This is a genomic window from Arthrobacter sp. R1-13, from assembly GCF_054161475.1.
Genome location: NZ_CP096420.1, coordinates 3282360 through 3305400, shown reverse-complemented (window position 1 = coordinate 3305400; position 23041 = coordinate 3282360). Strand labels below are relative to the sequence as shown.

The following is a 23041-nucleotide window of genomic DNA, read 5'->3' as shown; positions in this document are numbered from 1 at the left end:
GGTTAGCAGGTTCGGTTATGAAGTTCGGCGCGCCCTGTTAAGAGCCTGCAGCCAGTAGAAGGACTCCTTGGGGGTTCGCTCCAGGGTGTCAAAATCCACGTGGACAAGACCGAACCGCTGGGAGTAGCCGGCGGCCCACTCGAAGTTGTCCAGCAGCGTCCAAACGTAGTACCCCAGCAGTTCCACATCCTCCGCGATTCCGCCGGGCGCGGTAGCGTCCAGGGCATGGCCCAGGTGGCCTGAGAGGTAACTGATCCTGTCGGCGTCGTCGATGGGACCTGACACATGATCGGGTTCAGGGAAACTGGCACCGCTCTCCGTCACGAACACAGGCGGCAGCGCTGCACCATATCTGTCTTTGAGTTCCCGCAGCAGGACACCAAGGTGCTCCGGCGCCACAGGCCAGCCGAATCCCGTTGTGCCGTACTCCGGGTAGCCCACCTCGTGGAACGGCATACGCGCGATCGCGGCAGCAGTTGCTGGCAGGCTTACTGCGCCGCGGCCCAAGGCGACCTTCACGGGGTAGTAGTAGTTGAGGCCGTAGAAATCCAGGGGCTGATGGATGGTGCGGAGATCGGCGTCGGAAATTTTTCCCATGGAACGCAGCCATGGCCGGGCCACGAGGGGCAGCTTCGGGTACCTCCCCAGCAGAACAGGATCCGCATAGATCCTGTTCATCAGCGTGTCGAACACCCTGGCTACGAGCCTGTCGCCCGGCTTGGAGGTTGACGGGCGCACAGGGGAGTGAAGGTTCGTCACGCCAATGCCGCCTTTGACTCCGGCAGCCCTGAGTGCCTGCACTGCGAGACCATGGCCGAGCAGTTGGTGATGAATGGAGGGCAATGCGTTGAACAGCAGGTCCCGGCCGGGTGCATGAACACCGAGGGCGTAGCCGTTAAGGGTCACCGAGACGGGCTCATTGAGAGTTACCCACTGGGCCACCCTGTCACCGAACCGCTCGGCCGCAGCCGCGCTGTATTCGGCGAACCGCTCCGCGGTATTGCGGTTCATCCACCCGCCCTGGTGCTCCAAGGGCAGGGGAGTGTCCCAGTGATAAAGGGTGGCCATGGGGGATATGCCGGCGCCGAGCAGTTGGTCAATGAGGCGATCGTAAAAATCAAGGCCTTGGCCATTGAAAGGCCCGGTGCCGTCAGGCTGGATACGCGGCCAGGAAAGGGAGAAACGGTAGGAGTCGACCCCCAGGTCCCGCATCAGCGCTATATCCTCGGCAGAACGGTTGTAGTGGTCGCAGGCAACAGCAGGCGAATGTCCGTCAAGAATGGCACCGGGTTTCTCGGCAAATGCATCCCAGCCGGACGGCCCCCTTCCGTCGGCGGCGAGGGCGCCCTCGATCTGAAAAGAGGCCGTGGCCACGCCCAGCGTAAAGCCTGGCCGCAGCCGGCTGGCCAGACTTTGAACAGACACAGGATCCTGCACAGTCATGCCCTTATCTTCTAATCGGCAGTTGCTGAAGGCAATAACCGGCCTGGCGAGAATCAGGAGCGAGGGGTCCTCATGGGCACGGATACCGACTGATTCGCTTCTGTGGATAAAATCCGGCATACTAGATGAGTTGTTCAAGCGCTTCTTCGCGTCCCGATCCGGATAATGCCGGGTGTCAGGGTCCAAGTGGAAGACCAAACATAACCCACTCCCCATGGAACTGCGGGCTGCTGCGCGTAAGAAGCGCGACACGCCCGACCGCGGGGGTCGGTTACGTCGGCAGGTTGAGGAACCCGGAAACGTCCGGATTCAGCTTGTGCGGCGGGTGGTAGTCACGACTTCAAATGCTTCGGCAGCCACATGCAACACGAAAGTAAACAGGGCAGCCCTAATTCGGGGGAAGCTACAGACTGAAAGAGAGTCAGGCGACATGGCGGGACAAAAAATCCGCATCCGGCTGAAGTCATATGATCACGAGGTCATTGACGTTTCAGCACGGAAGATCGTTGAGACGGTCACGCGCGCAGGCGCAACGGTTGTTGGCCCGGTGCCGCTTCCGACGGAGAAGAACATTTACTGTGTTATCCGCTCTCCGCACAAGTACAAGGACAGCCGTGAGCACTTCGAAATGCGTACTCACAAGCGTCTGATCGACATCATCGATCCCACGCCGAAGGCCGTCGACTCGCTTATGCGTCTCGACCTGCCTGCCGACGTGAACATCGAAATCAAGCTGTAGGGAGGTGCTGAGAGACTATGACCGCAACCCGTAACGTAAAGGGCCTGCTGGGCACGAAGCTCGGCATGACCCAGGTCTGGGACGAGAACAACAAGCTCATCCCCGTAACTGTGGTCCAGGCTGACTCGAACGTCATCACTCAGCTGCGCAATGCAGAGACTGATGGCTACGTCGCCGTTCAGATCGGCTACGGCCAGATCGATCCCCGCAAGGTCACCAAGCCGCTGGCTGGTCACTTTGAAAAGGCAGGCGTCACGCCTCGCCGTCACGTCGTCGAACTGCGCACTGCAGATGCTGACTCTTACGAGCTGGGCCAGGAGCTTTCAGTTGAGCTCTTCGAAGCCGGCCAGAAGATCGACGTCGTTGGCACCACCAAGGGTAAGGGCTTCGCCGGTGTTATGAAGCGTCACGGCTTCCACGGCGTTGGAGCTTCCCACGGTGCCCACAAGAACCACCGTAAGCCCGGTTCAATCGGTGGCGCATCCACCCCGAGCCGCGTCTTCAAGGGCATGAAAATGGCCGGCCGCATGGGCGCCGTCCGTCACACCACGCTGAACCTCACCGTTCACGCGGTTGACGTCGAGAAGTCGCTGCTCCTGATCAAGGGCGCCGTTCCCGGTGCCCGCGGCCAGGTCGTACTCGTACGCACTGCCGTGAAGGGAGCCTAGTTCAATGACTAGCACTGTCAAGGTTGACCTGCCTGCAGAGATCTTCGACGTTCAGACCAACGTGCCCTTGCTGCACCAGGTCGTCGTTGCACAGCTCGCTGCTGCTCGCCAGGGTACCCACAAGACCAAGACCCGCGCCGAAGTTTCCGGTGCCGGTCGCAAGCCGTTCAAGCAGAAGGGCACCGGCCGCGCCCGTCAGGGTTCAATCCGTGCTCCTCACATGACCGGTGGTGGCGTTGTCCACGGCCCCACACCCCGTGACTACAGCCAGCGGACCCCCAAGAAGATGATTGCTGCTGCACTGCGCGGCGCGTTGTCTGACCGCGCCCGCAACGGACGCATCCACGTTGTTGCTGAACTGGTTGCCGGCACCAAGCCGTCTGCCAAAGAAGCACTGGCAACACTGCGCGGCGTTTCCGAGCGCAAGAACCTGCTCGTTGTCATTGAGCGCGCCAACGATGTTGCAGCACTGTCCGTGCGCAACCTCGAGGAAGTTCACGTTCTGTACGCAGACCAGCTGAACACCTATGACGTTCTCGTTTCTGACGACGTAGTCTTCACCAAGGCTGCCTACGAAGCATTCGTTGCTGACAAGGCTGCAAAGAACGAGGAGGATGCCAAGTGAGTGCAGCCACCATCAAAGACCCCCGCGACGTCGTGCTTGCACCTGTCGTGTCGGAAAAAAGCTACGGCCTGATCGATGAGGGCAAGTACACCTTCCTGGTGGACCCCCGCTCGAACAAGACCGAGATCAAGCTGGCCGTGGAGAAAATCTTCTCCGTCAAGGTCGAATCGATCAACACCATCAACCGTGCCGGTAAGCGCAAGCGGACCAAATTCGGATGGGGTACCCGCAAGAACACCAAGCGTGCGATTGTCACCCTCAAAGAAGGCACTATCGACATCTTCGGCGGTCCGCTCGCGTAGCGGAGACCACTTTAACGAGGAAATGAATTATGGGAATCCGTAAATATAAGCCGACTACCCCGGGCCGTCGCGGCTCGAGCGTAGCGGACTTCACTGAAATCACGCGGTCGACGCCGGAAAAGTCGTTGGTACGTCCGTTGCCCAAAAAGGGTGGCCGTAACAACTCCGGTAAGATCACGACCCGTCACAAGGGTGGTGGACACAAGCGCCAGTACCGTCTGATCGACTTCCGTCGCCACGACAAGGACGGCGTCAACGCCCGCGTTGCCGAAATCGAGTACGATCCGAACCGCACGGCTCGCATCGCCCTCCTGCACTACGTTGATGGCACCAAACGTTACATCATCGCGCCGAACAAGCTGTCCCAGGGCGACTTCGTAGAGGCAGGTGCCAACGCTGACATCAAGCCTGGCAACAACCTGCCCCTGCGCAACATCCCGGTGGGTACCGTTATCCACGCAGTTGAACTGCGTCCGGGTGGCGGCGCCAAGATGGCACGCTCCGCCGGCGCTTCTGTACAGCTCGTCGCCAAGGAAGGCCGTTTCGCCCAGCTGCGTCTGCCCTCCGGCGAAATCCGCAACGTCGATGTGCGCTGCCGCGCAACCATCGGTGAAGTGGGCAACGCTGAGCAGTCGAACATCAACTGGGGCAAGGCCGGCCGTATGCGCTGGAAGGGCGTCCGCCCGACAGTCCGTGGTGTAGCCATGAACCCGGTTGACCACCCGCACGGTGGTGGTGAAGGTAAGACCTCCGGTGGACGTCACCCGGTCAACCCGAACGGTAAGCCTGAAGGCCGTACCCGCCGCCCCAACAAAGAGAGCGACAAGCTTATTGTTCGTCGCCGTCGTACTGGCAAGAACAAGCGATAGGAGCCTGGACACATGCCACGCAGCCTGAAAAAAGGTCCTTTCGTTGACCAGCACCTCTTTGTAAAGGTAGCCAGGGAAAACGAAAAGGGCACCAAGAACGTCATCAAGACCTGGTCCCGCCGCTCGATGATCGTCCCCGACATGCTCGGCCACACGATCGCCGTGCACGACGGACGCAAGCACATTCCGGTGTTTGTCACCGAGTCGATGGTCGGGCACAAGCTCGGCGAATTCGCTCCCACGCGGACATTCCGCGGCCATGTCAAGGACGACCGTAAGGGCAAGCGCCGCTAGGCGCCTGCACTTACGTCAAAGACGAGAGAAGGAAAGCAATGGAAGCCAAGGCAATTGCGCGTCACATCCGCGTAACGCCTATGAAGGCCCGGCGCGTCGTCAACCTTGTTCGTGGTAAGCAAGCGAACGAGGCTCTGGCAATTCTGAAGTTTGCCCCCCAGGCAGCTTCTGAGCCGGTATTCAAGGTAGTACAGTCGGCAATCTCCAACGCCCGGGTCCTCGCGGACCGCGACGGCATGGCGTTTGACGAAGGTGACCTCATCATCAGCGAAGCGTTTGTTGATGAAGGCCCGACCATGAAGCGGTTCCAGCCGCGTGCTCAGGGTCGTGCATTTCAGATCAAGAAGCGCACCAGCCACATCACCGTGGTAGTCGCTACCCCGGAGAAAGAGGAGGCTCGCTAAGTGGGACAGAAAGTAAACCCGCACGGGTTCCGACTCGGCATCACCACCGATCACGTATCGCACTGGTTCGCTGACAGCACCAAGGCAGGCCAGCGGTACAAGGACTTCGTTCGCGAAGACATCCGTATCCGCCAGCTCATGTCCACGGGCATGGAGCGCGCCGGTATCGCCAAGGTTGAGATCGAGCGCACCCGCGACCGTGTCCGCGTGGACATCCACACGGCACGTCCGGGTATCGTTATCGGCCGCCGCGGCGCCGAGGCAGACCGCATCCGCGGCGAGCTCGAAAAGCTCACCGGCAAGCAGGTTCAGCTGAACATCCTCGAGGTCAAGAACCCCGAAATGGAAGCCCAGCTTGTTGCCCAGGGCGTTGCAGAGCAGCTGACCTCACGTGTGGCTTTCCGCCGTGCGATGAAGAAGGCAATGCAGTCCGCACAGCGCGCCGGTGCCAAGGGTATCCGTATCGCTTGCTCCGGTCGTCTGGGTGGCGCAGAAATGTCCCGCTCGGAGTTCTACCGCGAAGGCCGTGTGCCCCTGCACACCCTCCGCGCGAACATCGACTACGGCTTCTACGAGGCCAAGACCACCTTCGGCCGCATTGGCGTGAAGGTCTGGATCTACAAGGGTGACGTCACCGCCAAGGAACTGGCACAGCAGGCAGCTGCTGCTCCGTCCCGCGGCCGTGGTGCCAGCGACCGCCCGGGCCGCCCCGGTGGCGCTGACCGTGGTGACCGCCGCCGTCGTACCGACCGTCCGGCAGCCGAAGCAGCAGCAGCATCAGCTGAAGCGACAGTAGCCGCTCCGGCAGTTGAGGCTGCACCCGCTGCAGTAGAAGGAGGACAGGCTTAAATGCTTATCCCACGTCGAGTCAAGCACCGTAAGCAGCACCACCCGGGTCGTTCCGGCGCTGCTACGGGCGGCACCAAGGTCTCCTTCGGTGAGTACGGCATCCAGGCTCTGAGCCCGGCATACGTCACTAACCGTCAGATCGAATCCGCACGTATTGCAATGACCCGCCACATCAAGCGTGGCGGCAAGGTCTGGATCAACATCTACCCGGACCGTCCGCTGACAAAGAAGCCTGCTGAAACCCGTATGGGTTCCGGTAAGGGTTCTCCGGAGTGGTGGGTTGCAAACGTCAAGCCGGGCCGGGTTCTCTTTGAACTCTCCGGTGTCAATGAAGAGGTAGCTCGCGAGGCCCTGCGCCTTGCAATCCACAAGCTCCCGTTGAAGGCACGCATTGTGCGTCGCGAAGGTGGTGAATAGAAATGGCAGTAGGGTCGAAGGATCTCGCACCCGCACAGCTGGACGGTTTCGACAACGAGCGTCTCGTTGAAGAACTCCGCAAGTCCAAGGAAGAGCTGTTCAACCTGCGTTTCCAGTCCGCCACCGGTCAGCTGGAGAACCACGGTCGTCTGCGCGCGGTAAAGAAGGACATCGCTCGCATCTACACCGTTCTCCGTGAGCGCGAGCTGGGCATTCGTGCCGAGGTTGCCGCACCGGTTGTGGAAGCCAAGGAAGAAAAGAAGTCCAAGAAGTCAGCAGCCAAGGCTGAGAAGGCTGAAAAGCCGGCCGAAGCTGAGACCGAGGAGGACGCCAAGTGAGTGAAAAGGACGAGAACGTGACGGAAACTGTTTCTGCTGAGGCAGCTACGGCTGAGCAGCGCGGTTACCGTAAGACGCGTCGTGGCTACGTGGTCTCGGACAAGATGGAAAAGACCATCGTTGTCCAGGTTGAAGACCGCGTGAAGCACGCCCTGTACGGCAAGGTCATTCGCCGCACCTCGAAGGTCAAGGCTCACGACGAGCAGAACATCGCCGGCATCGGCGATCTCGTGCTCATCGCTGAGACCCGCCCGCTGTCCGCCACCAAGAACTGGCGGCTTGTGGAGATCCTCGAAAAGGCCAAGTAACACCAGCGGCTTCGCTGAGACGAAGCTGCACTGGAAACCCCCGTTCCCTTTGGGAGCGGGGGTTTCCGCGTCTCCCTGTGATATGGGGACCCGGAAGAATTGTGCTAGGATATTGAGTTTGTATGGCGCCGTTCGTGCGCCGTCATCAACCTCGTAAACAATCGTGCCACGGCATAGTGCCCCCTTGCGTCCTGATCAGTCAGAATCCGCTTGGGAAGCAAATGTTTTTGGCACGGGAGTTTAGGCCTGGTCTGGCAAAATCCAGGCAGGTCAAGAGACACCCCGATCAACCGTTCCGCAAGGCTCATTCCGTAGGAAGATTTTCGGTCTGAGAACCCGCGCGACGCAAGGAGTAAACAGTGATTCAGCAGGAGTCGCGACTCAAGGTCGCCGACAACACGGGTGCTAAGGAAATCCTTACCATTCGCGTTCTCGGTGGATCTGGCCGTCGCTACGCAGGCATTGGCGACGTCATCGTCGCTACCGTCAAGGACGCAATCCCGGGCGGCAACGTAAAGAAGGGCGATGTGGTTAAGGCCGTCATCGTCCGTACCAAGAAGGAACGCCGCCGTGCGGATGGTTCCTACATCAAGTTTGACGAGAACGCAGCTGTGATCCTGAAGAACGACGGTGACCCCCGCGGCACCCGTATCTTCGGACCGGTTGGTCGTGAGCTCCGTGACAAGAAGTTCATGAAGATCGTTTCTCTGGCTCCGGAGGTGCTGTAGTCCATGGCTAAGATCAAGAAGGGTGACCTCGTTCAGGTCATCACTGGCGCCAAGGCTGAGCGCGGCGGCGACCGTGGCAAGCAGGGCAAGGTTCTGCGCGTATTCCCTGAGACCAACCGCGTGTTGGTTGAAGGCATTAACCGCGTAACCAAGCACACCAAGGTCGGTCAGTCGCAGCGCGGCACCAAGACCGGTGGCATCGAGGTCGTTGAGGCTTCAATCCACATCTCCAACGTGGCTCTGGTTGACCCGTCCACCAAGAAGCCCACCCGCGTAGGTTTCCGCACCGAGACCGTTGAGCGCGATGGCGTGAAGCGTGAAGTGCGCGTACGCGTGGCCAAGAGCTCCGGGAAGGACATCTAATGACTGAGACTCTCGAGACTCCGGCAAGCAAGATCGTTCCTCGTCTGAAGACCAAGTACGCGGATTCCATCAAGGACACGCTTGTTGAGGAATTCAAGTACGAGAACGTTAACCAGGTTCCGCGCCTGGTCAAGGTTGTCGTGAACATGGGTGTTGGAGATGCCGCCAAGGACTCCAAGCTGATCGACGGCGCTGTCCGCGACCTCACCCTGATCACCGGCCAGAAGCCCCAGGTCACCAAGGCCCGCAAGTCGATCGCTCAGTTCAAGCTGCGCGAAGGCATGCCCATCGGTGCACACGCAACTCTGCGTGGAGACCGCATGTGGGAATTCCTGGACCGCCTGGTAACCCTCGCACTGCCCCGTATCCGCGACTTCCGCGGCCTCAGCGGCAAGCAGTTCGACGGCAACGGCAACTACACCTTCGGTCTGACCGAGCAGGTTATGTTCCACGAGATCGACCAGGATTCCATTGACCGCGTTCGCGGTATGGACATCACGGTTGTCACCACTGCAAAGACCGATGACGAAGGCCGCGCGCTGCTGAAGGCGCTTGGCTTCCCGTTCAAGACCGAAGATTAATCTAGCTACATAAAAGGTCCGCCTGACCAGGTACTGGGAATTGATTCCCGGACCAGCCAGCGGAAACCGTTATGAGGAAGGGCAAGAGCCCACATGACTATGACAGATCCTGTCGCAGATATGCTTACGCGTCTGCGCAACGCAAACTCGGCATACCACGATTCCGTGTCTATGCCTTACAGCAAGCTCAAGGCACGCGTCGCTGACATCCTGAAGGCCGAAGGTTACATCGCCTCCTGGAAAGAAGAAGACGCTGAGGTTGGCAAGAAGCTGACCCTCGAGCTCAAGTTCGGCCCGAACCGCGAGCGTTCAATTGCTGGCGTTCGTCGTATTTCCAAGCCGGGACTGCGCGTTTACGCAAAGTCCACCAACCTGCCGCACGTGCTCGGTGGCCTGGGTGTCGCAATCCTGTCCACCTCTTCCGGCCTCTTGACTGACAAGCAGGCCGGCAAGAAGGGCGTGGGCGGCGAAGTCCTCGCTTACGTCTGGTAACGGGAAAGGAAGAGAATAATGTCACGTATTGGACGTCTCCCCATCACCGTTCCTGCCGGCGTTGAGGTCAAGGTTGACGGCTCTGTCGTCAGCGTCAAGGGTTCCAAAGGCGAGCTGAGCCACACTGTGCCCAGCCCGATCGAGGTATCCCTGGAAGAAGGCACCCTGACTGTCGCCCGCCCGAACGACGAGCGCGCCTCCCGTTCGCTGCACGGCCTGACACGCACCCTGATCGCCAACATGATCCAGGGTGTCACCGCAGGCTACGAGAAGAAGCTTGAAATTGTCGGTACCGGTTACCGCGTTCAGGCCAAGGGTTCTGACCTGGAGTTCGCTCTGGGCTACAGCCACCCCGTCAATGTCTCTGCACCGAACGGCATCACCTTTGCAGTAGAGGGTCCGACCAAGCTCTCTGTCTCTGGAATTAGCAAGCAGCAGGTCGGCGAAGTTGCTGCCAACATTCGCAAGCTGCGGAAGCCGGACCCCTATAAGGGCAAGGGCATCCGCTATGCCGGCGAAGTCATCCGCCGCAAGGTCGGAAAGGCTGGTAAGTAACCATGGCCATAGCAATTAACAAGAAGCGTACGAACAAGAGCAAGTCTGCCGCACGCAGCCGTCGCCAGCTTCGTATCCGCAAGCGTCTCTCAGGTACGGCTGTACGTCCTCGTCTGGTCGTCAACCGTTCCGCACGCCACGTATTCGTCCAGGTTGTCGATGACACCAAGGGCCTGACCGTGGCTGGCGCCTCCACAATGGAAGCCGACCTTCGTGCATTCGACGGCGACAAGACTGCCAAGGCCAAGCGCGTTGGCGAACTCGTCGCTGAGCGCGCCAAGGCCGCCGGTATCGAAGCTGTAGTCTTCGACCGCGGTGGTAACAAGTACCACGGTCGGATCGCAGCTGTTGCTGACGGTGCACGTGAAGGTGGGCTGTCACTGTGACGGAAGCAAACAAGGAAAAGGACACTGTGTCTGCAGATCAGAAGGCATCCGTTGCCGCAGCTGCTGAAGCCACTGAGACCACTGCCCCCGCAGCCGCTGATGACCGCCGTGGTGGCGCTCGTCGTGGCGAGCGTGGCGACCGTGGCCAGGGCCGTGGCGACCGTGGTGGCCGTGGTGGCCGCGACGGCGGCCGCGAAGCCGAGAAGAGCCAGTTCGTAGAGCGCGTTGTTACCATCAACCGCGTCTCCAAGGTCGTCAAGGGTGGTCGTCGCTTCAGCTTCACCGCACTCGTCGTCGTTGGTGACGGTAACGGTATGGTCGGCGTCGGCTACGGCAAGGCGAAGGAAGTTCCCGCAGCAATCGCTAAGGGCGTTGAAGAGGCCAAGAAGTCCTTCTTCCGCGTTCCCCGCGTTGGCAGCACCATCCCGCACCGTGTGCAGGGCGAAGCTGCTGCAGGCGTCGTAATGCTGCGTCCGGCTTCCGCCGGTACCGGTGTTATCGCCGGCGGTCCGGTCCGTGCAGTACTGGAGTGCGTGGGCATCCACGACATCCTCTCCAAGTCGCTCGGTTCCTCCAACGCCATCAACATCGTTCACGCGACTGTTGACGCTCTGAAGCGCCTGGAAGAGCCCGCGTCTGTGGCAGCCCGTCGTGGCCTGCCCCTGGACGAGGTTGCTCCGGCTGCTTTGGTGCGCGCTCTTCTGAACCAGAACCAGAAGGCAGGTGTCTAAGACATGGCCAAGAACCTGATTCCCTCTGACGCACAGTTGGAGATCACTCAGATCAAGTCCGCCATTGGCGGCAAGCAGAACCAGCGCGACACCCTGCGGTCCCTCGGCCTGAAGCGGATCGGACACACTGTTGTCCGCACCGCCGACGCCGTGACTGTCGGAATGCTCAACACGGTTCCGCACCTGGTAAAGGTAGAGGAGGCGAAGTAAATGGCAGAGAAGAACACCGCCGAAAAGGCACAGGGCGCCACTGCTGAGAAGCAGAACGCACTGAAGGTTCACCACCTGCGTCCCGCCCCGGGTGCCAAGACCGCCAAGACCCGTGTTGGTCGTGGTGAAGGTTCCAAGGGTAAGACCGCTGGTCGCGGTACCAAGGGTACGAAGGCCCGCTACCAGATCAAGGCTGGCTTTGCCGGCGGCCAGTTGCCGCTGCACATGCGCCTGCCGAAGCTGCGCGGCTTCAAGAACCCGTTCCGGGTTGAGTACCAGGTTGTTAACCTGGACAAGCTCAACGAGCTGTTCCCGGAAGGTGGCGTTGTCACGGTGGAGAACCTGGTCGCGAAGGGTGCCGTTCGCAAGAACCAGCCCGTCAAGGTGCTGGGCACCGGTGACATCACCGTCAAGGTTGACGTCACGGTCGATGCATTCTCGGCCAGCGCTGCCGAAAAGATTGCTGCAGCAGGCGGAAGCACCACCGCACTCTAAATGAGTGTGGGCAAGCAGTTGCCTATTGCGAAAAAACTCCCGGTTGCCGGGGCTCAGGCCTCGTCGACCGGGAGTTTTTTCATTTTTGGGGCCTCACCGATTATCGGCGGAGCGCATCCACCCGTTAGACTCGGTTGTTGGGTTTATTGACCCTGCTCACATGACTTCATTAAACAACTCAGGAGGACGCTTGCTTAGCGCATTTGGCCGGGCCTTTCGCACGCCTGATCTGCGACGCAAGTTGTTGTTCACGCTGGGAATCATCACAATCTTCCGCTTGGGCGCTTTCATCCCCTCGCCTGGTGTGAACTACCAGAATGTCCAGCAATGCTTGTCGACAGGTCAGACCACGGGCGGTATCTACCAGCTCGTCAACTTGTTCAGTGGCGGTGCCCTGCTGCAAGTGTCCATCTTCGCCTTGGGGATCATGCCGTACATCACGGCAAGCATCATTGTGCAGCTCCTGCGGGTGGTCATTCCCCGTTTCCAGCAACTGTATGAAGAGGGCGCCTCTGGCCAGTCGAAGCTGACGCAGTACACGCGTTACCTGACTATCGCCCTTGGCCTGCTGAACGCCACGACGCTGGTGTCGTTGGCCCGTTCCGGCCAGCTGCTGCCGGGCTGCAACCTTCCGATCATTCCTGATGACAGCGTCATTACCACCATCCTCCTCATCATCACGCTGACGGCCGGTACCGGCCTGATCATGTGGATGGGTGAACTGGTGACTGAAAAGGGTGTCGGCAACGGTATGTCCCTCCTGATCTTCACGTCGATCGCCGCCGGCTTCCCCACCTCTCTTGGCGCCATCTGGACGTCACAGGGCCCGGGAACGTTCTTTATGGTGATCGCGATCGGCCTTCTGACCGTTGCGCTTGTCGTGTTCGTGGAGCAGTCCCAGCGGCGCGTCCCCGTGCAATACGCGAAGCGTATGATCGGCCGCCGAACTGTGGGCGGAACCAGCACGTACATCCCCATCAAGGTGAACATGGCCGGCGTCGTGCCCGTTATCTTCGCTTCCTCAATGCTGTACCTGCCGGGCCTGATCTCCCAGTTCAACCAGCCCCGGGCGGGCGAACCCGTCCAGCCGTGGGTTGAATGGATCAACAACAACCTCACACGCGGGGACCACCCCATCTACATGGCGCTCTACTTCGCCATGATCGTTTTCTTTACTTACTTCTATGTCGCGATCACCTTCAACCCTGAAGAGGTCTCGGACAACATGAAGAAGTACGGCGGCTTCATTCCCGGCATCCGGGCCGGCAAGCCAACCGCAGATTACCTGCAGTACGTCCTCTCACGGATCACATTGCCCGGAGCTCTCTACCTGGGCTTCGTCGCACTGATTCCGCTGGTGGCCCTGGTCCTGATCAACGCCAACCAGAACTTCCCGTTCGGTGGCACCTCGATCCTGATCATGGTGGGCGTAGGCCTTGAAACGGTCAAGCAGATTGATGCGCAGCTACAGCAACGTCACTATGAAGGGCTCTTACGATGACCAGAATGTTGATTATCGGACCTCCTGGCTCCGGCAAAGGAACGCAGGCGGAACGTATTTCGGAGCGGCTCGGCGTCGTAGCGATCTCCACCGGCGATATCTTCCGCGCCAACGTCAAGGGTGAGACTCCGTTGGGCCTCGAGGCCAAGAAGTACATGGACGCCGGAGATTTTGTTCCGGACAGCGTCACCAACAAAATGGTGCGCGACCGCCTCAGCGAAGGCGACGTCGACGCCGGCTTCCTCCTGGACGGCTACCCGCGCACCACGGCGCAGGTCGACTACCTGGACCAGATCCTCGCGGACGGTGAGCAGAAGCTCGACGTCGTGCTCCAGCTGACCGCGGACGACGAGGAGCTGGTTACCCGCCTCCTGGGACGCGCCAAGGAGAACGGCCGCAGTGACGACAATGAAGCCGTCATCCGGCACCGCCTGGACCTCTACCACGAGCAGACTGAAGCCGTTGTGGCGAAGTATGCGGAGCGCGGCATTCTCACTCAGGTCGACGGCATCGGCGCCATCGACGAAGTGACGGACCGCGTGATGCAGGCCATCAAGACTGCCCAGGCGGCCTGATCAGCCCAGCTTTACGAGGCTCCTCCCGGTTATCGGGAGGAGCCTCACCCATTTACCCCAAGCGCATCCCCAACAGCTTGCAGACCCTCTGAAAGGATCGGAAGATGGCCTTCGGCCAGCCCCGTATTGAGTACAAGACCGACGCCCAGATACGCACCATGCACAAGGCAGGGCTTGTTCTGAGTCGCGCCCTCGATGCCGCTGCCGCCGCTGCCACTGCCGGCACCACCACCAAGGAGCTGGACGAGGTATTCGCCGCTGTCCTCAGCGACTCCGGTGCCAAGTCAAATTTCCTGGGCTATCACGGGTTCCCGGCGACCATTTGCACCTCCGTCAATGAGGAAGTGGTGCACGGAATCCCGGGCAGCCGGATCTTGCGGGACGGAGATATTCTCTCAATCGACGGCGGTGCCATCGTGGACGGGTGGCATTCCGATTCCGCACGGACCGTCATTGTCGGCACGGCCGATCCCGCCGATCAGCGCCTCTCGGACGTGACTGAGACAGCCATGTGGCACGGGATAGCAGCGCTTGCCACTGGAAAGTACGTCGGTGACATAGGCGCCGCAGTGGATGACTACGTCTCATCTGTGCCGGGCAAACCGCTCGGAATCCTGGAAGACTACGTGGGTCACGGCATCGGCTCTGAGATGCACATGGCACCGGACGTACCCAACTACAGGACGGGTCACCGGGGGCCAAAGATCCGCCCGGGTCTCTGCTTGGCCATCGAGCCGATGCTCGTCCGAGGCGGAATTGACACCGCGGTGCTCGACGACGACTGGACCGTGGTCACCACCGACGGCCAGCGCTCCTGCCAATGGGAGCACTCCGTTGCAGTCCACAGTAAGGGGATCTGGGTTCTTTCCGCTCCGGATGGCGGCGCGGAGCGCCTGGCACCGCTGGGAGTAGTTCCTACCCCGATTCCCTGATCCTGAGACTTTTTCCCCTCCCGGGACATTAACCCAATAGCCGGCCGTTCAAATGCGCGGCGGCAAAAGGGGGAGGGGGCCCATGGGTAAACTGGGGACATGTCTGTTCGTCGCGGTTCATTGAAGGCTGTCCTGGCACTTGGCGCTTGCTTTTCCCTTGCAGCAACCATGACGGCAGCGAAGAATCCTGCATCCGCTGCCAGATACTGCTCAGCGGACGTCATCAAGCAGAAGCTTCATTGCCATGACACACCTGAAGAGCTCAACCGATCGCTGGAGCTTTCCGGCGTGGATACGGGAAAAACGGCTAAAGGTACGGAAGGGCTCGGGCTCCAGTCCGAATCAACCCCAACCGCTCAGGCGGCATCTGTCATCGGCACCATCTATGACAACTCCGGTTACGGCGGCGGCTATTTGAACATCGTCGGGAATTCGTGCTGGTCCGGCTACAGGGATTTTATTGACCTGACCTGGACGGGTTGGAATGACCGTCTTTCCTCCTTTATCGGCGGATCAGGCTGCCGCTTGTACCTCCACGAGCATTCAAACGGTACAGGGGCCGGTTACGGCTGGTACGCATCCTCATCCTGGGTTGGCACCATGAACGATCGCACGTCGTCCATCAGCTTTTCGCCTTAGCTAAGTGGCAGGTTTTTTCAGGTCCCGGACCGGCAACGGCGTCGGGCCGGACGACCCTGATAACGAAGCACTCTTGCTCAAAGGGCTTGTAAAGCGTGATGAGAACGCGTTTGCCGAGGTCTATGACCGGTATGCCGATGGCGTTTTGCGATACCTCGTGAAGATGACAGGCAGTATCCCCGCTGCAGAAGAACTCGCCCAGGAGACGTTTTTCCTGCTGTGGGAGAAGGCAAAGACTGTGAGCCTTGTCAACGGTTCGCTGCGCCCCTGGATTTTTTCCACAGCCAAGTTCCTGAGCTACAACCACAACCGGAAACACGGGAACCAGCCCACAGCTGACATTGATGAGCTGGACGCCAGTAAGGCATTGGTGGCCGTCTCTGCTGAGAGCATTGTGGTCACCAATGACCAGATCTCGCAGGTAATGGCGGTCGTCGCAACTATGTCTGTCCAGGACCAGGCCGTTTTCCGGATGTTCTTCCTGGGCGATGTGCCTCACGCCCAGATTGCCGCAGCTACAGGGATTACCACTGCCGCCGTAAAGAACCGCGTTCTGCGGATGCGTTCCAAACTAAAAGAGCTGTTTAACGAGACCCAGGGGGAGGAGGTGACTCAAAAATGGAGGATCTGAGTGAAAGCCGTGAGCGGGTACGTGCCGCGCTCACCAACAGGATCAGCGCCGATTTGCGCCGGCGGCGGCAGCGCAGCCGCCGCATCAGCGCGGCGGTCATGGCGCCCGTGATCCTCGCTGCTGCGACTGCTGGTTTCTATATCTTCAATGTGACGCCGGAACAGGCAAAATACACTGCTTTCTGTTATTCGGGTCCCTCCGCCAACACCTACGCTGAAGAGGTGGCTCTGGCGGTGGGAGGACCCGGGGACAACACCGAGGCCGTCGATCCTGTAGAGCTCTGCAGTTCACTGTGGCTCGAGGGCAGAATCCAGGCCGGAGCCACCGTTCGGCCCACACCGAAGCCGCCTGCAACCGCACCTCCGGCGCCGTCAAAAGTGCCTGTGCTGGTCAAGTGCATCCGGGATGACTGGCGGTACGCGGTACTGCCTGCCCCGGGAGACGTCCCGATATCAACTGAGGAATTCTGTCCCGAAGTGGGCATGCGCCCCGCGACCCTCGATGTCGAGAAGATGCTGCGGGAGCAGCAAGGTAAATAACGGCACACGTGCACCACAATGGAGCCATGGGAGCGATCACTGACGTCACAGGTATCCGGGTAGGCCAGGTCCAAAAGTCCGACGACGGGTGGTTGAGCGGGGTGACAGTCGTCCTGCCGCCGCCCAGGACTGTCGGCTCCGTTCACGTCCAAGGCGGCGGGCCGGGCACCCACGAAACCGATGCATTGGATCCCACCACGCTGACCTCCTTCGTTGACGCGGTGGTCCTGGCAGGCGGCAGTGCGTACGGACTCGTGGCAGCCCACGGCGCCCAGCGTTGGTGCGAGGAGAACGGCCGGGGCTTTGAAGTTCCCGGCGGAGTTGTTCCCATCGTCCCGGCCGCAGCCATCTTCGACCTCGGCAGGGGAGGAGACTTCGCTGCCCGCCCGGATCAGGGCATGGGTTACGAAGCCACTGCTGTCGCCTTCGCCCAGAAGGACAGGCACGACGTCGAACGCGGCAATGTGGGAGCCGGCACCGGAGCAGCCATGGCCCGAACCTACAAAGGCGGAGTAGGCACGGCCTCAATCACCCTCGAGAATGGGGTGGTAGTAGGGGCACTGGCAGTGGTTAACGCGCTGGGATTACCGTTTCAACTAGGCGAAGCAGGTGGTGAGGCTGCCACATCGGAGCAGCGGGTGGAACCCGGCAGCGTGCGTCTAAGCGAGGAACGAGCGAGCACGCCGAGGGTTGTGGCTCCGGCAGCGGTAGAACCGCAACAACTCAACACAACGCTCGTCGTCGTCGCCACGAATGCGGTCCTGGACAAGGCTGAGTGCAAGCGGACGGCGTCGGCGGCTCATGCGGGGATCGCGCGGGCGTTGAATCCGAGCCACACTTTGGCCGACGGCGACACCGTGTTCACCCTGGCGACCGGCGCCGTTCAGCTGGATCGGAGCAGTGCGGAGGCCCGGATGTTGAGTCTTATCAAGCTGCAAAGCGCGGCAGCCGACGTGGTGCATCTGGCCATCATGGACGGGGTCACCAACGCGGAGAGTGTCAGCACCCCGGCGGGGGAATTTGCTGCATTTAGGGGCACCGTGCGCTAACATGGCAGGATTTAACATTTGCGCCATCATGGCGTAGTGTTGTCTGTTGGTTGTCTGCCCTGTTGCGCCCTTTTGCGGTCGCTAGGCGATGGCCAATCAATCAAAAAACGTTCACAGTCATGCCCGGTGCATTCCGGAGGGCTGTGGCAACAACAGTTAGCGGAGGATATGGCCAAGAAGGACGGGGTCATAGAGATCGAAGGCGTTGTGACTGAGGCGCTGCCCAATGCGATGTTTCGTGTTGAGCTCACCAACAAGCACATCGTACTTGCACATATCTCTGGAAAAATGCGTCAGCACTACATCAGGATTCTCCCTGAGGACCGGGTAGTGGTGGAGCTGAGCCCTTATGACCTGACACGTGGTCGTATTGTCTACCGCTACAAATAAGCTCTGGGCGGCAACGGCATCAGCTGGAAGCCGCTCCAGTGGTCCAACTGCAACACGCAAAGGAACGCCATGAAGGTCAAGCCGAGCGTCAAGCAGATCTGCGAAAAGTGCAAAGTGATCCGCCGTAATGGCCGGGTCATGGTGATCTGCGAGAACCCGCGCCACAAGCAGCGCCAGGGCTAATTTCCTTCTGGAAATCCCTGGGTTGCTAACCCACGCAAGTAAATAAAAGGCAGCACAAGCTGAACCGGGACATCGAGTAATAACGAGCCTGGACAGTTAACCCCCGGTCGGAGGCTGGGGCCGCACAGAACGTGCGGGTGTACTGCCTACGACCTCCGGTTTATTCAAGGAGCACTGCCACTATGGCTCGTCTCGCTGGCGTAGACATTCCCCGCGAAAAGCGGCTGGAAATTGCGCTTACTTACATCTACGGCGTGGGCAAGACCCGTGCACACGAAACCCTGGCTGCTACCGGCATCAGCGCTGACGTTCGGGTCAAGGACCTGACGGACGCGCAGCTGGTTGAGCTGCGTGACTACATTGAAGGCAACTACAAGGTTGAGGGTGACCTTCGCCGCGAAGTAGCAGCTGACATTCGCCGCAAGGTTGAAATCGGCAGCTACGAAGGCCTGCGCCACCGCAAGGGCCTGCCCGTACGCGGACAGCGTACGAAGACCAACGCACGTACCCGCAAGGGCCCGAAGCGTACCGTCGCCGGCAAGAAGAAAGCCGGCCGCTAGAAATAGCTGCTGACTTTCCCCAATAAACTTTCTGTAGGAGAAATAATGCCCCCGAAGACTCGTGGCGCGGTTCGCAAGCCGCGTAAGAAGGACAAGAAGAATATCGCGCTTGGCCAGGCGCACATCAAGAGCACCTTTAACAACACCATCGTGTCCATCACGGACCCGAACGGTGCTGTCATCTCCTGGGCTTCGTCCGGTGAGGTTGGATTCAAGGGCTCACGTAAGTCCACCCCGTTCGCTGCCCAGATGGCTGCCGAAGCTGCTGCAAAGCGTGCACAGGAGCACGGCATGCGCAAGGTTGACGTTTTCGTCAAGGGACCGGGATCCGGACGCGAGACCGCTATCCGTTCACTGCAGGCCGCTGGCCTTGAGGTTGGGTCCATCCAGGACGTAACCCCCAGCGCCCACAACGGTTGCCGTCCGCCGAAGCGCCGCCGCGTCTAAGGCTCTTCCCAGCAGCGTGAGCTTGCCCGGACCGTAACAGGTCCGGGCAAGCCCGCCCGCTTTAAGTCTTTAGACCGAACTTTCCACCACCTGTGTTGCGTCATATAGCGGATGCTCGCCGAAAGGAAACCTAAGTGCTCATTGCACAGCGCCCCACCCTCTCCGAAGAGGTCGTCTCCGATAACCGCTCCCGCTTCATCATTGAACCGCTGGAGCCGGGCTTTGGATACACCCTCGGAAACTCCCTCCGCCGTACCCTGCTCTCCTCCATCCCCGGCGCTGCTGTCACCAGCATCCGGATCGATGGCGTGCTGCACGAGTTCACCACGGTTCCGGGTGTCAAGGAAGATGTCACCGAGATCATCCTGAACATCAAGAACCTTTCCGTGTCCTCCGAGCACGATGAGCCGGTTGTTGCTTACCTGCGCAAGCAGGGCCCGGGAGTCGTCACCGCCGCGGATATCGCTCCGCCGGCCGGCGTCGAATTCCACAACCCGGATCTGCACATCGCCACGCTTAACTCGAAGGGCAAGTTCGAGCTCGAACTCACCATCGAGCGCGGCCGCGGCTACGTTTCGGCAGCTCAGAACAAGTCCGGCGACGCCGAGATTGGCCGTATCCCGGTCGACTCGATCTACTCGCCGGTGCTGAAGGTTACTTTCCGCGTGGAAGCCACCCGTGTTGAGCAGCGCACTGACTTCGACAAGCTGATTGTCGACGTCGAGACCAAGCAGGCAATCGCTCCCCGCGACGCCGTTGCTTCCGCAGGCACCACCTTGGTGGAACTGTTCGGTCTGGCCCGCGAGCTGAACACCGCAGCTGAAGGTATCGAGATTGGCCCGTCGCCGACGGATGCTGCCCTGGCAGCAGACATGGCCCTGCCGATCGAGGATCTGGACCTCACCGTCCGTTCCTACAACTGCCTCAAGCGTGAGGGCATCCACACCGTGGGTGAACTCGTTGCCCGCTCCGAGGCTGACCTGATGGACATCCGTAACTTCGGTGCCAAGTCCATCGATGAGGTCAAGGCAAAGCTGGTTGAACTGGGCCTGTCCCTCAAGGACTCGCCTCCCGGTTTCGACCTTGCAGCCCGCGCCGCAGCCATCGAAGAGGACGACGCCGCGTTCAGCGACGACGAGCTCTAACAAGCAGATCTTGGCCAGCGGGCCGGCGCACCACGTTGTGCTCGGCCCACTGGCTTTCATATGAGGAGAAACAATAATGCCTACCCCCACTAAGGGTCCGCGCCTCGGAGGCGGCCCGGCTCACGAGCGTCTTATGCTCGCGAACCTGGCAGCAGCACTGTTCGAGCACAAGCGGATCACCACCACGGTGACAAAGGCCAAGCGCCTGAAGCCGTACGCCGAGCGCCTGGTGACTTTCGCCAAGCGTGGTGACCTCGCTTCCCGCCGTCGTGTACTCGGCCTGATCAGCAACAAGGGCGTCGTCCACGAGCTGTTCACCGACATCGCCAAGGCTGTGGAGAACCGCGATGGCGGCTACACCCGCATCACCAAGATCGGCAACCGCAAGGGCGACAACGCTCCCATGGCTGTCATCGAGCTCGTTCTTGAGCCGGTTTCCGCAAAGCAGGCCGTCGTAGCCGAGGCTACCAACGCCGCCAAGCGCGACGCCGACAAGAAGGAAGCAGCTGCTGCTCCGGTTGCTGAAGAAGCTGCTGAGGCTGAGGTTGTTGAGACCGAAGCTGCTGAGACCGAAGAGGCTCCTGCCGCTGAGGCCGAGGCTGCTGAAGCTGCTGAGACCGAAGAGGCTGCTGCCTCTGAGGAAAAGGACGCGAAGTAATTCGCTAAAACCTTGGCTTAGACTTAAGTCTATGAACGACCAAAAACCCGCTGCCCCCGTCTTGGGGGACGGCGGGTTTTTGCGTATCCGGCTCGATCTGGCGTACGACGGCGGGCCGTTCAGCGGCTGGGCAGTACAGCCCGGTTTGCGGACCGTCCAAGGCGTCCTCGAGGAGGCTTTGGCGCTGCTGATCCGGCGGCCGGTACGGGTGACAGTTGCCGGACGGACTGACTCCGGAGTGCACGCCCGCGGTCAGGTGGTGCATCTGGACCTCACCCGGGCTGAGTGGCTGGGGCTGAACCGGGGCGCCGAACTTGATCCCGCCGTCGCCCTTCTCCGCCGCCTGCGCGGTTCCCTCAGCAGGGGCTTGGGTGACCTCACGGGGGCTGTCGAAGTCCACCGGGTGGCATTGGCCCCAGAGGGTTTTGATGCCCGCTTTTCTGCCCTGTGGAGGCGCTACAGCTACCGCATCGCCGATGGTCCGGCACTGTGGGATCCGCTGGGCAGGTACTCCACCTTGTGGCACAAGGCGCCGTTGGACCTGACTCTGATGAACGAGGGCGCCTCCAAACTTCTGGGCCTGCAGAACTTCCTCTCTTATTGCAAGCCCCGGGAAGGTTCCACCACTATCCGGGAGCTCCAGCGGTTCGAATTCGCCCGGGGGACCGACGGCGTCGTTGTGGCAACAGTCCAGGCTGACGCTTTCTGCCACAACATGGTGCGTGCCTTGATCGGATCTGCGCTCTACGTGGGCGAAGGCGCCGAGTCGCCGGGGTGGCTGCATGAGCGGCTGCTGCTGCAGAAGCGTGATGCCAGGTCCGTCTTGGCCGCCCCTCACCCGCTCGTCCTGGAGGAAGTAGCTTATCCCTCGGACAGCGAACTGCTGGCCCGCGCGGAACTTACCCGGGCGTTGCGGAACTAGCTGTAGGGCTTGGCGAAAGAAACCTAGGCACAGCGTAGCTTTGCCGGAGTCAAGCCGATAATCACCACGGTCGACTCCGGCGTGTAGGTGACCGCCTTCGTGGCGGCTGGCGACGTCCAGAGGCCGACTTTGGAAAGTCCCCTGAAGGTTACGTTTGTTGTTTGATTGAAAGTGAAAGCCGAATGGTCAGCGTCTACAAGGAAGTTGACCGAGCCGCCCGCTGACCAGGTTCCGGTGCTCCAGGTCCTGGCGGGCACCGCCGAGTTGAGTTCGTAGAGGGTAGCGGGACCTCCAGGATGAGTCAACGTCAGTGTCACGTCATAGTTGCCAGAATTCGTACAGGCCAGCGTTGGGGCCTGCAGAGATGTAGCTGTAAAGCCGGCTGAGGCCGAGGCAGTGTCCATAAAGGCGGCTTGGCTGGGGGTGCTGGTCTGAAGGGCACCTGCCGCCACCAACGCGAGACTGGTCACCGTGGTTATTGCCAGGCGCTTACTGCTGTGGCGGGCCTTGCCAGGTTTGGAACTTGCAGTTTGAGGTGTGACCGGTTCTGCATCGGGACCGTCGTCGTGGTTCTTAGGCCGCTTGTCGGCACCGTTCGTTCTGGCCGATCCAAAGGCCAGATACAGGAGGAAAGCGGTGAAGAGGCCGCCCACAAACATCGCTGCAGGGCTGCTGAGCCAGGCTACTCCATTGCCCAGAAGCGGCAAGGAGAACACCACCCGGTCTGCCGTCCGAAGAACGTATGGTTCGGGATCGGCGACGGCGTTGGCATCGCCCTTGAGCCTTACGGTGGCGGCTCCGTTCCCTACCTCTGAGGTCACAACCCGGTGCGTGATACGGACTCCGGCAGAGTTCTCGGCACTGATGATGTCGCCGGTTCTGATCTCCTGCGCATCCACCGGGAAGCTGATCCCGAGGGCGCCGGTTGCAATGGCAGGTGACATTGATCCCGAACGGAAAATCAACGGCTTTGCTCCCAGCATCATCCCCGCTAGTGCTGCCAGGAGGCAAAGGGTTCCGAGGACCGCTCCGAGGGTGAGCAGATTGTTCTCTAACCGCGAGAGGTTGCGCAT

The 23041-nt window shown here is 60.5% G+C and carries 36 protein-coding genes; 34 read left to right on the top strand and 2 right to left on the bottom strand.

Features of this window, described 5'->3' with window-relative positions; all coding sequences use genetic code 11:
- Nucleotides 1-15: 15 nt before the first annotated feature.
- On the bottom strand, nt 16-1443 hold the full coding sequence (locus M1D88_RS15300; RefSeq protein WP_458114543.1) for a GH1 family beta-glucosidase: 1428 nt from the start codon (nt 1441-1443) through the stop codon (nt 16-18).
- Between the two features lie 430 nt (nt 1444-1873).
- Here M1D88_RS15300 and rpsJ point away from each other — a divergent pair, with 430 nt between their 5' ends.
- The 34 genes from rpsJ (at nt 1874) to M1D88_RS15130 (ending at nt 21968) form a co-directional block, all read left to right on the top strand.
- Entirely contained in the window at nt 1874-2182 is a 309-nt protein-coding gene (rpsJ, locus tag M1D88_RS15295) for a 30S ribosomal protein S10 (RefSeq protein WP_038464699.1), read from the top strand.
- A 17-nt stretch (nt 2183-2199) separates the two neighbouring features.
- Nucleotides 2200-2850, top strand: coding sequence for a 50S ribosomal protein L3 (rplC, locus tag M1D88_RS15290; protein ID WP_003803812.1), 651 nt, complete (start codon nt 2200-2202; stop codon nt 2848-2850).
- Nucleotides 2851-2854: 4 nt separating this feature from the next.
- On the top strand, nt 2855-3475 hold the full coding sequence (rplD, locus tag M1D88_RS15285; protein WP_247046533.1) for a 50S ribosomal protein L4: 621 nt from the start codon (nt 2855-2857) through the stop codon (nt 3473-3475).
- The gene (rplW, locus tag M1D88_RS15280; protein WP_011692807.1) at nt 3472-3777 is read left to right on the top strand and encodes a 50S ribosomal protein L23; all 306 of its coding nucleotides are present in this window, start codon (nt 3472-3474) and stop codon (nt 3775-3777) included. Before rplD ends, rplW begins: the two co-directional genes overlap by 4 nt.
- 29 nt (nt 3778-3806) lie before the next feature.
- Nucleotides 3807-4646 carry a 50S ribosomal protein L2 gene (gene rplB / locus M1D88_RS15275; RefSeq protein ID WP_214968817.1) on the top strand — a complete coding sequence of 280 codons (840 nt, stop codon included), beginning with the start codon at nt 3807-3809 and terminating at the stop codon, nt 4644-4646.
- A 12-nt stretch (nt 4647-4658) separates the two neighbouring features.
- Nucleotides 4659-4940 (top strand): 30S ribosomal protein S19, encoded by a 282-nt coding sequence (gene rpsS, locus M1D88_RS15270; RefSeq protein ID WP_018773666.1) that lies wholly within the window; start codon nt 4659-4661, stop codon nt 4938-4940.
- A 38-nt stretch (nt 4941-4978) separates the two neighbouring features.
- On the top strand, nt 4979-5344 hold the full coding sequence (gene rplV, locus M1D88_RS15265) for a 50S ribosomal protein L22 (protein ID WP_458111616.1): 366 nt from the start codon (nt 4979-4981) through the stop codon (nt 5342-5344).
- On the top strand, nt 5345-6193 hold the full coding sequence (gene rpsC / locus M1D88_RS15260) for a 30S ribosomal protein S3 (protein WP_458111615.1): 849 nt from the start codon (nt 5345-5347) through the stop codon (nt 6191-6193).
- Entirely contained in the window at nt 6194-6610 is a 417-nt protein-coding gene (rplP, locus tag M1D88_RS15255) for a 50S ribosomal protein L16 (RefSeq protein ID WP_003803795.1), read from the top strand.
- Nucleotides 6611-6612: 2 nt separating this feature from the next.
- Entirely contained in the window at nt 6613-6948 is a 336-nt protein-coding gene (rpmC, locus tag M1D88_RS15250) for a 50S ribosomal protein L29 (RefSeq protein WP_281507255.1), read from the top strand.
- A complete protein-coding gene (gene rpsQ / locus M1D88_RS15245; protein ID WP_458111614.1) occupies nt 6945-7256 on the top strand; it encodes a 30S ribosomal protein S17 in 312 nt (103 codons plus the stop codon). The genes rpmC and rpsQ overlap by 4 nt, the downstream gene beginning before the upstream one ends.
- Before the next feature lie 359 nt (nt 7257-7615).
- The gene (gene rplN / locus M1D88_RS15240) at nt 7616-7984 is read left to right on the top strand and encodes a 50S ribosomal protein L14 (protein WP_003803789.1); all 369 of its coding nucleotides are present in this window, start codon (nt 7616-7618) and stop codon (nt 7982-7984) included.
- A gap of 3 nt (nt 7985-7987) precedes the next feature.
- The gene (gene rplX, locus M1D88_RS15235; protein ID WP_066436866.1) at nt 7988-8347 is read left to right on the top strand and encodes a 50S ribosomal protein L24; all 360 of its coding nucleotides are present in this window, start codon (nt 7988-7990) and stop codon (nt 8345-8347) included.
- Complete coding sequence (gene rplE / locus M1D88_RS15230; protein ID WP_309076384.1) at nt 8347-8928, top strand: 50S ribosomal protein L5; 582 nt, start codon at nt 8347-8349, stop codon at nt 8926-8928. Before rplX ends, rplE begins: the two co-directional genes overlap by 1 nt.
- Nucleotides 8929-9021: 93 nt before the next feature.
- Nucleotides 9022-9420: a 30S ribosomal protein S8 gene (gene rpsH, locus M1D88_RS15225; RefSeq protein WP_056425243.1), complete on the top strand. Its 399-nt coding sequence runs from the start codon at nt 9022-9024 to the stop codon at nt 9418-9420.
- 18 nt (nt 9421-9438) lie between these two features.
- Complete coding sequence (gene rplF, locus M1D88_RS15220; RefSeq protein WP_458111613.1) at nt 9439-9975, top strand: 50S ribosomal protein L6; 537 nt, start codon at nt 9439-9441, stop codon at nt 9973-9975.
- A gap of 2 nt (nt 9976-9977) precedes the next feature.
- Nucleotides 9978-10361: a 50S ribosomal protein L18 gene (gene rplR, locus M1D88_RS15215; RefSeq protein ID WP_458111612.1), complete on the top strand. Its 384-nt coding sequence runs from the start codon at nt 9978-9980 to the stop codon at nt 10359-10361.
- Entirely contained in the window at nt 10358-11092 is a 735-nt protein-coding gene (gene rpsE / locus M1D88_RS15210; protein ID WP_458111611.1) for a 30S ribosomal protein S5, read from the top strand. Before rplR ends, rpsE begins: the two co-directional genes overlap by 4 nt.
- A 3-nt stretch (nt 11093-11095) precedes the next feature.
- Nucleotides 11096-11302 carry a 50S ribosomal protein L30 gene (rpmD, locus tag M1D88_RS15205; protein WP_056626615.1) on the top strand — a complete coding sequence of 69 codons (207 nt, stop codon included), beginning with the start codon at nt 11096-11098 and terminating at the stop codon, nt 11300-11302.
- Complete coding sequence (gene rplO / locus M1D88_RS15200; RefSeq protein ID WP_309076380.1) at nt 11303-11797, top strand: 50S ribosomal protein L15; 495 nt, start codon at nt 11303-11305, stop codon at nt 11795-11797. It abuts the gene before it with no gap.
- A gap of 190 nt (nt 11798-11987) precedes the next feature.
- Nucleotides 11988-13298: a preprotein translocase subunit SecY gene (gene secY, locus M1D88_RS15195; protein WP_458111610.1), complete on the top strand. Its 1311-nt coding sequence runs from the start codon at nt 11988-11990 to the stop codon at nt 13296-13298.
- Between the two features lie 5 nt (nt 13299-13303).
- The gene (locus tag M1D88_RS15190) at nt 13304-13873 is read left to right on the top strand and encodes an adenylate kinase (protein WP_458114542.1); all 570 of its coding nucleotides are present in this window, start codon (nt 13304-13306) and stop codon (nt 13871-13873) included.
- Nucleotides 13874-13977: 104 nt separating this feature from the next.
- Complete coding sequence (map, locus tag M1D88_RS15185) at nt 13978-14805, top strand: type I methionyl aminopeptidase (protein ID WP_458111609.1); 828 nt, start codon at nt 13978-13980, stop codon at nt 14803-14805.
- A 99-nt stretch (nt 14806-14904) separates the two neighbouring features.
- A complete protein-coding gene (locus M1D88_RS15180) occupies nt 14905-15444 on the top strand; it encodes a hypothetical protein (protein ID WP_458111608.1) in 540 nt (179 codons plus the stop codon).
- A 4-nt stretch (nt 15445-15448) separates the two neighbouring features.
- Nucleotides 15449-16075 (top strand): RNA polymerase sigma factor, encoded by a 627-nt coding sequence (locus M1D88_RS15175; RefSeq protein WP_458111607.1) that lies wholly within the window; start codon nt 15449-15451, stop codon nt 16073-16075.
- Nucleotides 16063-16614, top strand: coding sequence for a hypothetical protein (locus M1D88_RS15170; RefSeq protein WP_458111606.1), 552 nt, complete (start codon nt 16063-16065; stop codon nt 16612-16614). Before M1D88_RS15175 ends, M1D88_RS15170 begins: the two co-directional genes overlap by 13 nt.
- A 26-nt stretch (nt 16615-16640) precedes the next feature.
- Nucleotides 16641-17663, top strand: coding sequence for a P1 family peptidase (locus M1D88_RS15165; protein ID WP_458111605.1), 1023 nt, complete (start codon nt 16641-16643; stop codon nt 17661-17663).
- Nucleotides 17664-17831: 168 nt separating this feature from the next.
- Complete coding sequence (gene infA, locus M1D88_RS15160) at nt 17832-18053, top strand: translation initiation factor IF-1 (RefSeq protein WP_009358723.1); 222 nt, start codon at nt 17832-17834, stop codon at nt 18051-18053.
- Between the two features lie 69 nt (nt 18054-18122).
- Nucleotides 18123-18236, top strand: coding sequence for a 50S ribosomal protein L36 (gene rpmJ, locus M1D88_RS15155; protein ID WP_009358722.1), 114 nt, complete (start codon nt 18123-18125; stop codon nt 18234-18236).
- Nucleotides 18237-18418: 182 nt separating this feature from the next.
- Entirely contained in the window at nt 18419-18796 is a 378-nt protein-coding gene (rpsM, locus tag M1D88_RS15150) for a 30S ribosomal protein S13 (RefSeq protein ID WP_011692780.1), read from the top strand.
- A gap of 45 nt (nt 18797-18841) precedes the next feature.
- Nucleotides 18842-19243: a 30S ribosomal protein S11 gene (gene rpsK / locus M1D88_RS15145; protein WP_018773682.1), complete on the top strand. Its 402-nt coding sequence runs from the start codon at nt 18842-18844 to the stop codon at nt 19241-19243.
- 134 nt (nt 19244-19377) lie between these two features.
- Entirely contained in the window at nt 19378-20388 is a 1011-nt protein-coding gene (locus tag M1D88_RS15140) for a DNA-directed RNA polymerase subunit alpha (RefSeq protein WP_056626606.1), read from the top strand.
- Nucleotides 20389-20464: 76 nt separating this feature from the next.
- Nucleotides 20465-21046, top strand: coding sequence for a 50S ribosomal protein L17 (rplQ, locus tag M1D88_RS15135; RefSeq protein ID WP_458111604.1), 582 nt, complete (start codon nt 20465-20467; stop codon nt 21044-21046).
- Between the two features lie 31 nt (nt 21047-21077).
- Nucleotides 21078-21968 (top strand): tRNA pseudouridine synthase A, encoded by an 891-nt coding sequence (locus tag M1D88_RS15130; protein WP_458111603.1) that lies wholly within the window; start codon nt 21078-21080, stop codon nt 21966-21968.
- A gap of 23 nt (nt 21969-21991) precedes the next feature.
- Here the strand turns inward: M1D88_RS15130 and M1D88_RS15125 are convergent, their stop codons facing one another.
- Entirely contained in the window at nt 21992-23041 is a 1050-nt protein-coding gene (locus M1D88_RS15125; protein ID WP_458111602.1) for a signal peptidase I, read from the bottom strand.

What these genes read in the sequence shown, in the direction of transcription:
- M1D88_RS15300 (WP_458114543.1), bottom strand. Translation starts at nt 1,443, where the DNA reads ATGACTGTGCAGGATCCTGTGTCTGTTCAAAGTCTGGCCAGCCGGCTG.
- rpsJ (WP_038464699.1), top strand. Translation starts at nt 1,874, where the DNA reads ATGGCGGGACAAAAAATCCGCATCCGGCTGAAGTCATATGATCACGAG.
- rplC (WP_003803812.1), top strand. Translation starts at nt 2,200, where the DNA reads ATGACCGCAACCCGTAACGTAAAGGGCCTGCTGGGCACGAAGCTCGGC.
- rplD (WP_247046533.1), top strand. Translation starts at nt 2,855, where the DNA reads ATGACTAGCACTGTCAAGGTTGACCTGCCTGCAGAGATCTTCGACGTT.
- rplB (WP_214968817.1), top strand. Translation starts at nt 3,807, where the DNA reads ATGGGAATCCGTAAATATAAGCCGACTACCCCGGGCCGTCGCGGCTCG.
- rpsS (WP_018773666.1), top strand. Translation starts at nt 4,659, where the DNA reads ATGCCACGCAGCCTGAAAAAAGGTCCTTTCGTTGACCAGCACCTCTTT.
- rplV (WP_458111616.1), top strand. Translation starts at nt 4,979, where the DNA reads ATGGAAGCCAAGGCAATTGCGCGTCACATCCGCGTAACGCCTATGAAG.
- rplP (WP_003803795.1), top strand. Translation starts at nt 6,194, where the DNA reads ATGCTTATCCCACGTCGAGTCAAGCACCGTAAGCAGCACCACCCGGGT.
- rpmC (WP_281507255.1), top strand. Translation starts at nt 6,613, where the DNA reads ATGGCAGTAGGGTCGAAGGATCTCGCACCCGCACAGCTGGACGGTTTC.
- rplX (WP_066436866.1), top strand. Translation starts at nt 7,988, where the DNA reads ATGGCTAAGATCAAGAAGGGTGACCTCGTTCAGGTCATCACTGGCGCC.
- rplE (WP_309076384.1), top strand. Translation starts at nt 8,347, where the DNA reads ATGACTGAGACTCTCGAGACTCCGGCAAGCAAGATCGTTCCTCGTCTG.
- rpsH (WP_056425243.1), top strand. Translation starts at nt 9,022, where the DNA reads ATGACTATGACAGATCCTGTCGCAGATATGCTTACGCGTCTGCGCAAC.
- rplF (WP_458111613.1), top strand. Translation starts at nt 9,439, where the DNA reads ATGTCACGTATTGGACGTCTCCCCATCACCGTTCCTGCCGGCGTTGAG.
- rplR (WP_458111612.1), top strand. Translation starts at nt 9,978, where the DNA reads ATGGCCATAGCAATTAACAAGAAGCGTACGAACAAGAGCAAGTCTGCC.
- rpmD (WP_056626615.1), top strand. Translation starts at nt 11,096, where the DNA reads ATGGCCAAGAACCTGATTCCCTCTGACGCACAGTTGGAGATCACTCAG.
- rplO (WP_309076380.1), top strand. Translation starts at nt 11,303, where the DNA reads ATGGCAGAGAAGAACACCGCCGAAAAGGCACAGGGCGCCACTGCTGAG.
- M1D88_RS15190 (WP_458114542.1), top strand. Translation starts at nt 13,304, where the DNA reads ATGTTGATTATCGGACCTCCTGGCTCCGGCAAAGGAACGCAGGCGGAA.
- map (WP_458111609.1), top strand. Translation starts at nt 13,978, where the DNA reads ATGGCCTTCGGCCAGCCCCGTATTGAGTACAAGACCGACGCCCAGATA.
- M1D88_RS15180 (WP_458111608.1), top strand. Translation starts at nt 14,905, where the DNA reads ATGTCTGTTCGTCGCGGTTCATTGAAGGCTGTCCTGGCACTTGGCGCT.
- M1D88_RS15170 (WP_458111606.1), top strand. Translation starts at nt 16,063, where the DNA reads ATGGAGGATCTGAGTGAAAGCCGTGAGCGGGTACGTGCCGCGCTCACC.
- M1D88_RS15165 (WP_458111605.1), top strand. Translation starts at nt 16,641, where the DNA reads ATGGGAGCGATCACTGACGTCACAGGTATCCGGGTAGGCCAGGTCCAA.
- infA (WP_009358723.1), top strand. Translation starts at nt 17,832, where the DNA reads ATGGCCAAGAAGGACGGGGTCATAGAGATCGAAGGCGTTGTGACTGAG.
- rpmJ (WP_009358722.1), top strand. Translation starts at nt 18,123, where the DNA reads ATGAAGGTCAAGCCGAGCGTCAAGCAGATCTGCGAAAAGTGCAAAGTG.
- rpsM (WP_011692780.1), top strand. Translation starts at nt 18,419, where the DNA reads ATGGCTCGTCTCGCTGGCGTAGACATTCCCCGCGAAAAGCGGCTGGAA.
- rpsK (WP_018773682.1), top strand. Translation starts at nt 18,842, where the DNA reads ATGCCCCCGAAGACTCGTGGCGCGGTTCGCAAGCCGCGTAAGAAGGAC.
- rplQ (WP_458111604.1), top strand. Translation starts at nt 20,465, where the DNA reads ATGCCTACCCCCACTAAGGGTCCGCGCCTCGGAGGCGGCCCGGCTCAC.
- M1D88_RS15130 (WP_458111603.1), top strand. Translation starts at nt 21,078, where the DNA reads ATGAACGACCAAAAACCCGCTGCCCCCGTCTTGGGGGACGGCGGGTTT.
- M1D88_RS15125 (WP_458111602.1), bottom strand. Translation starts at nt 23,041, where the DNA reads ATGCGCAACCTCTCGCGGTTAGAGAACAATCTGCTCACCCTCGGAGCG.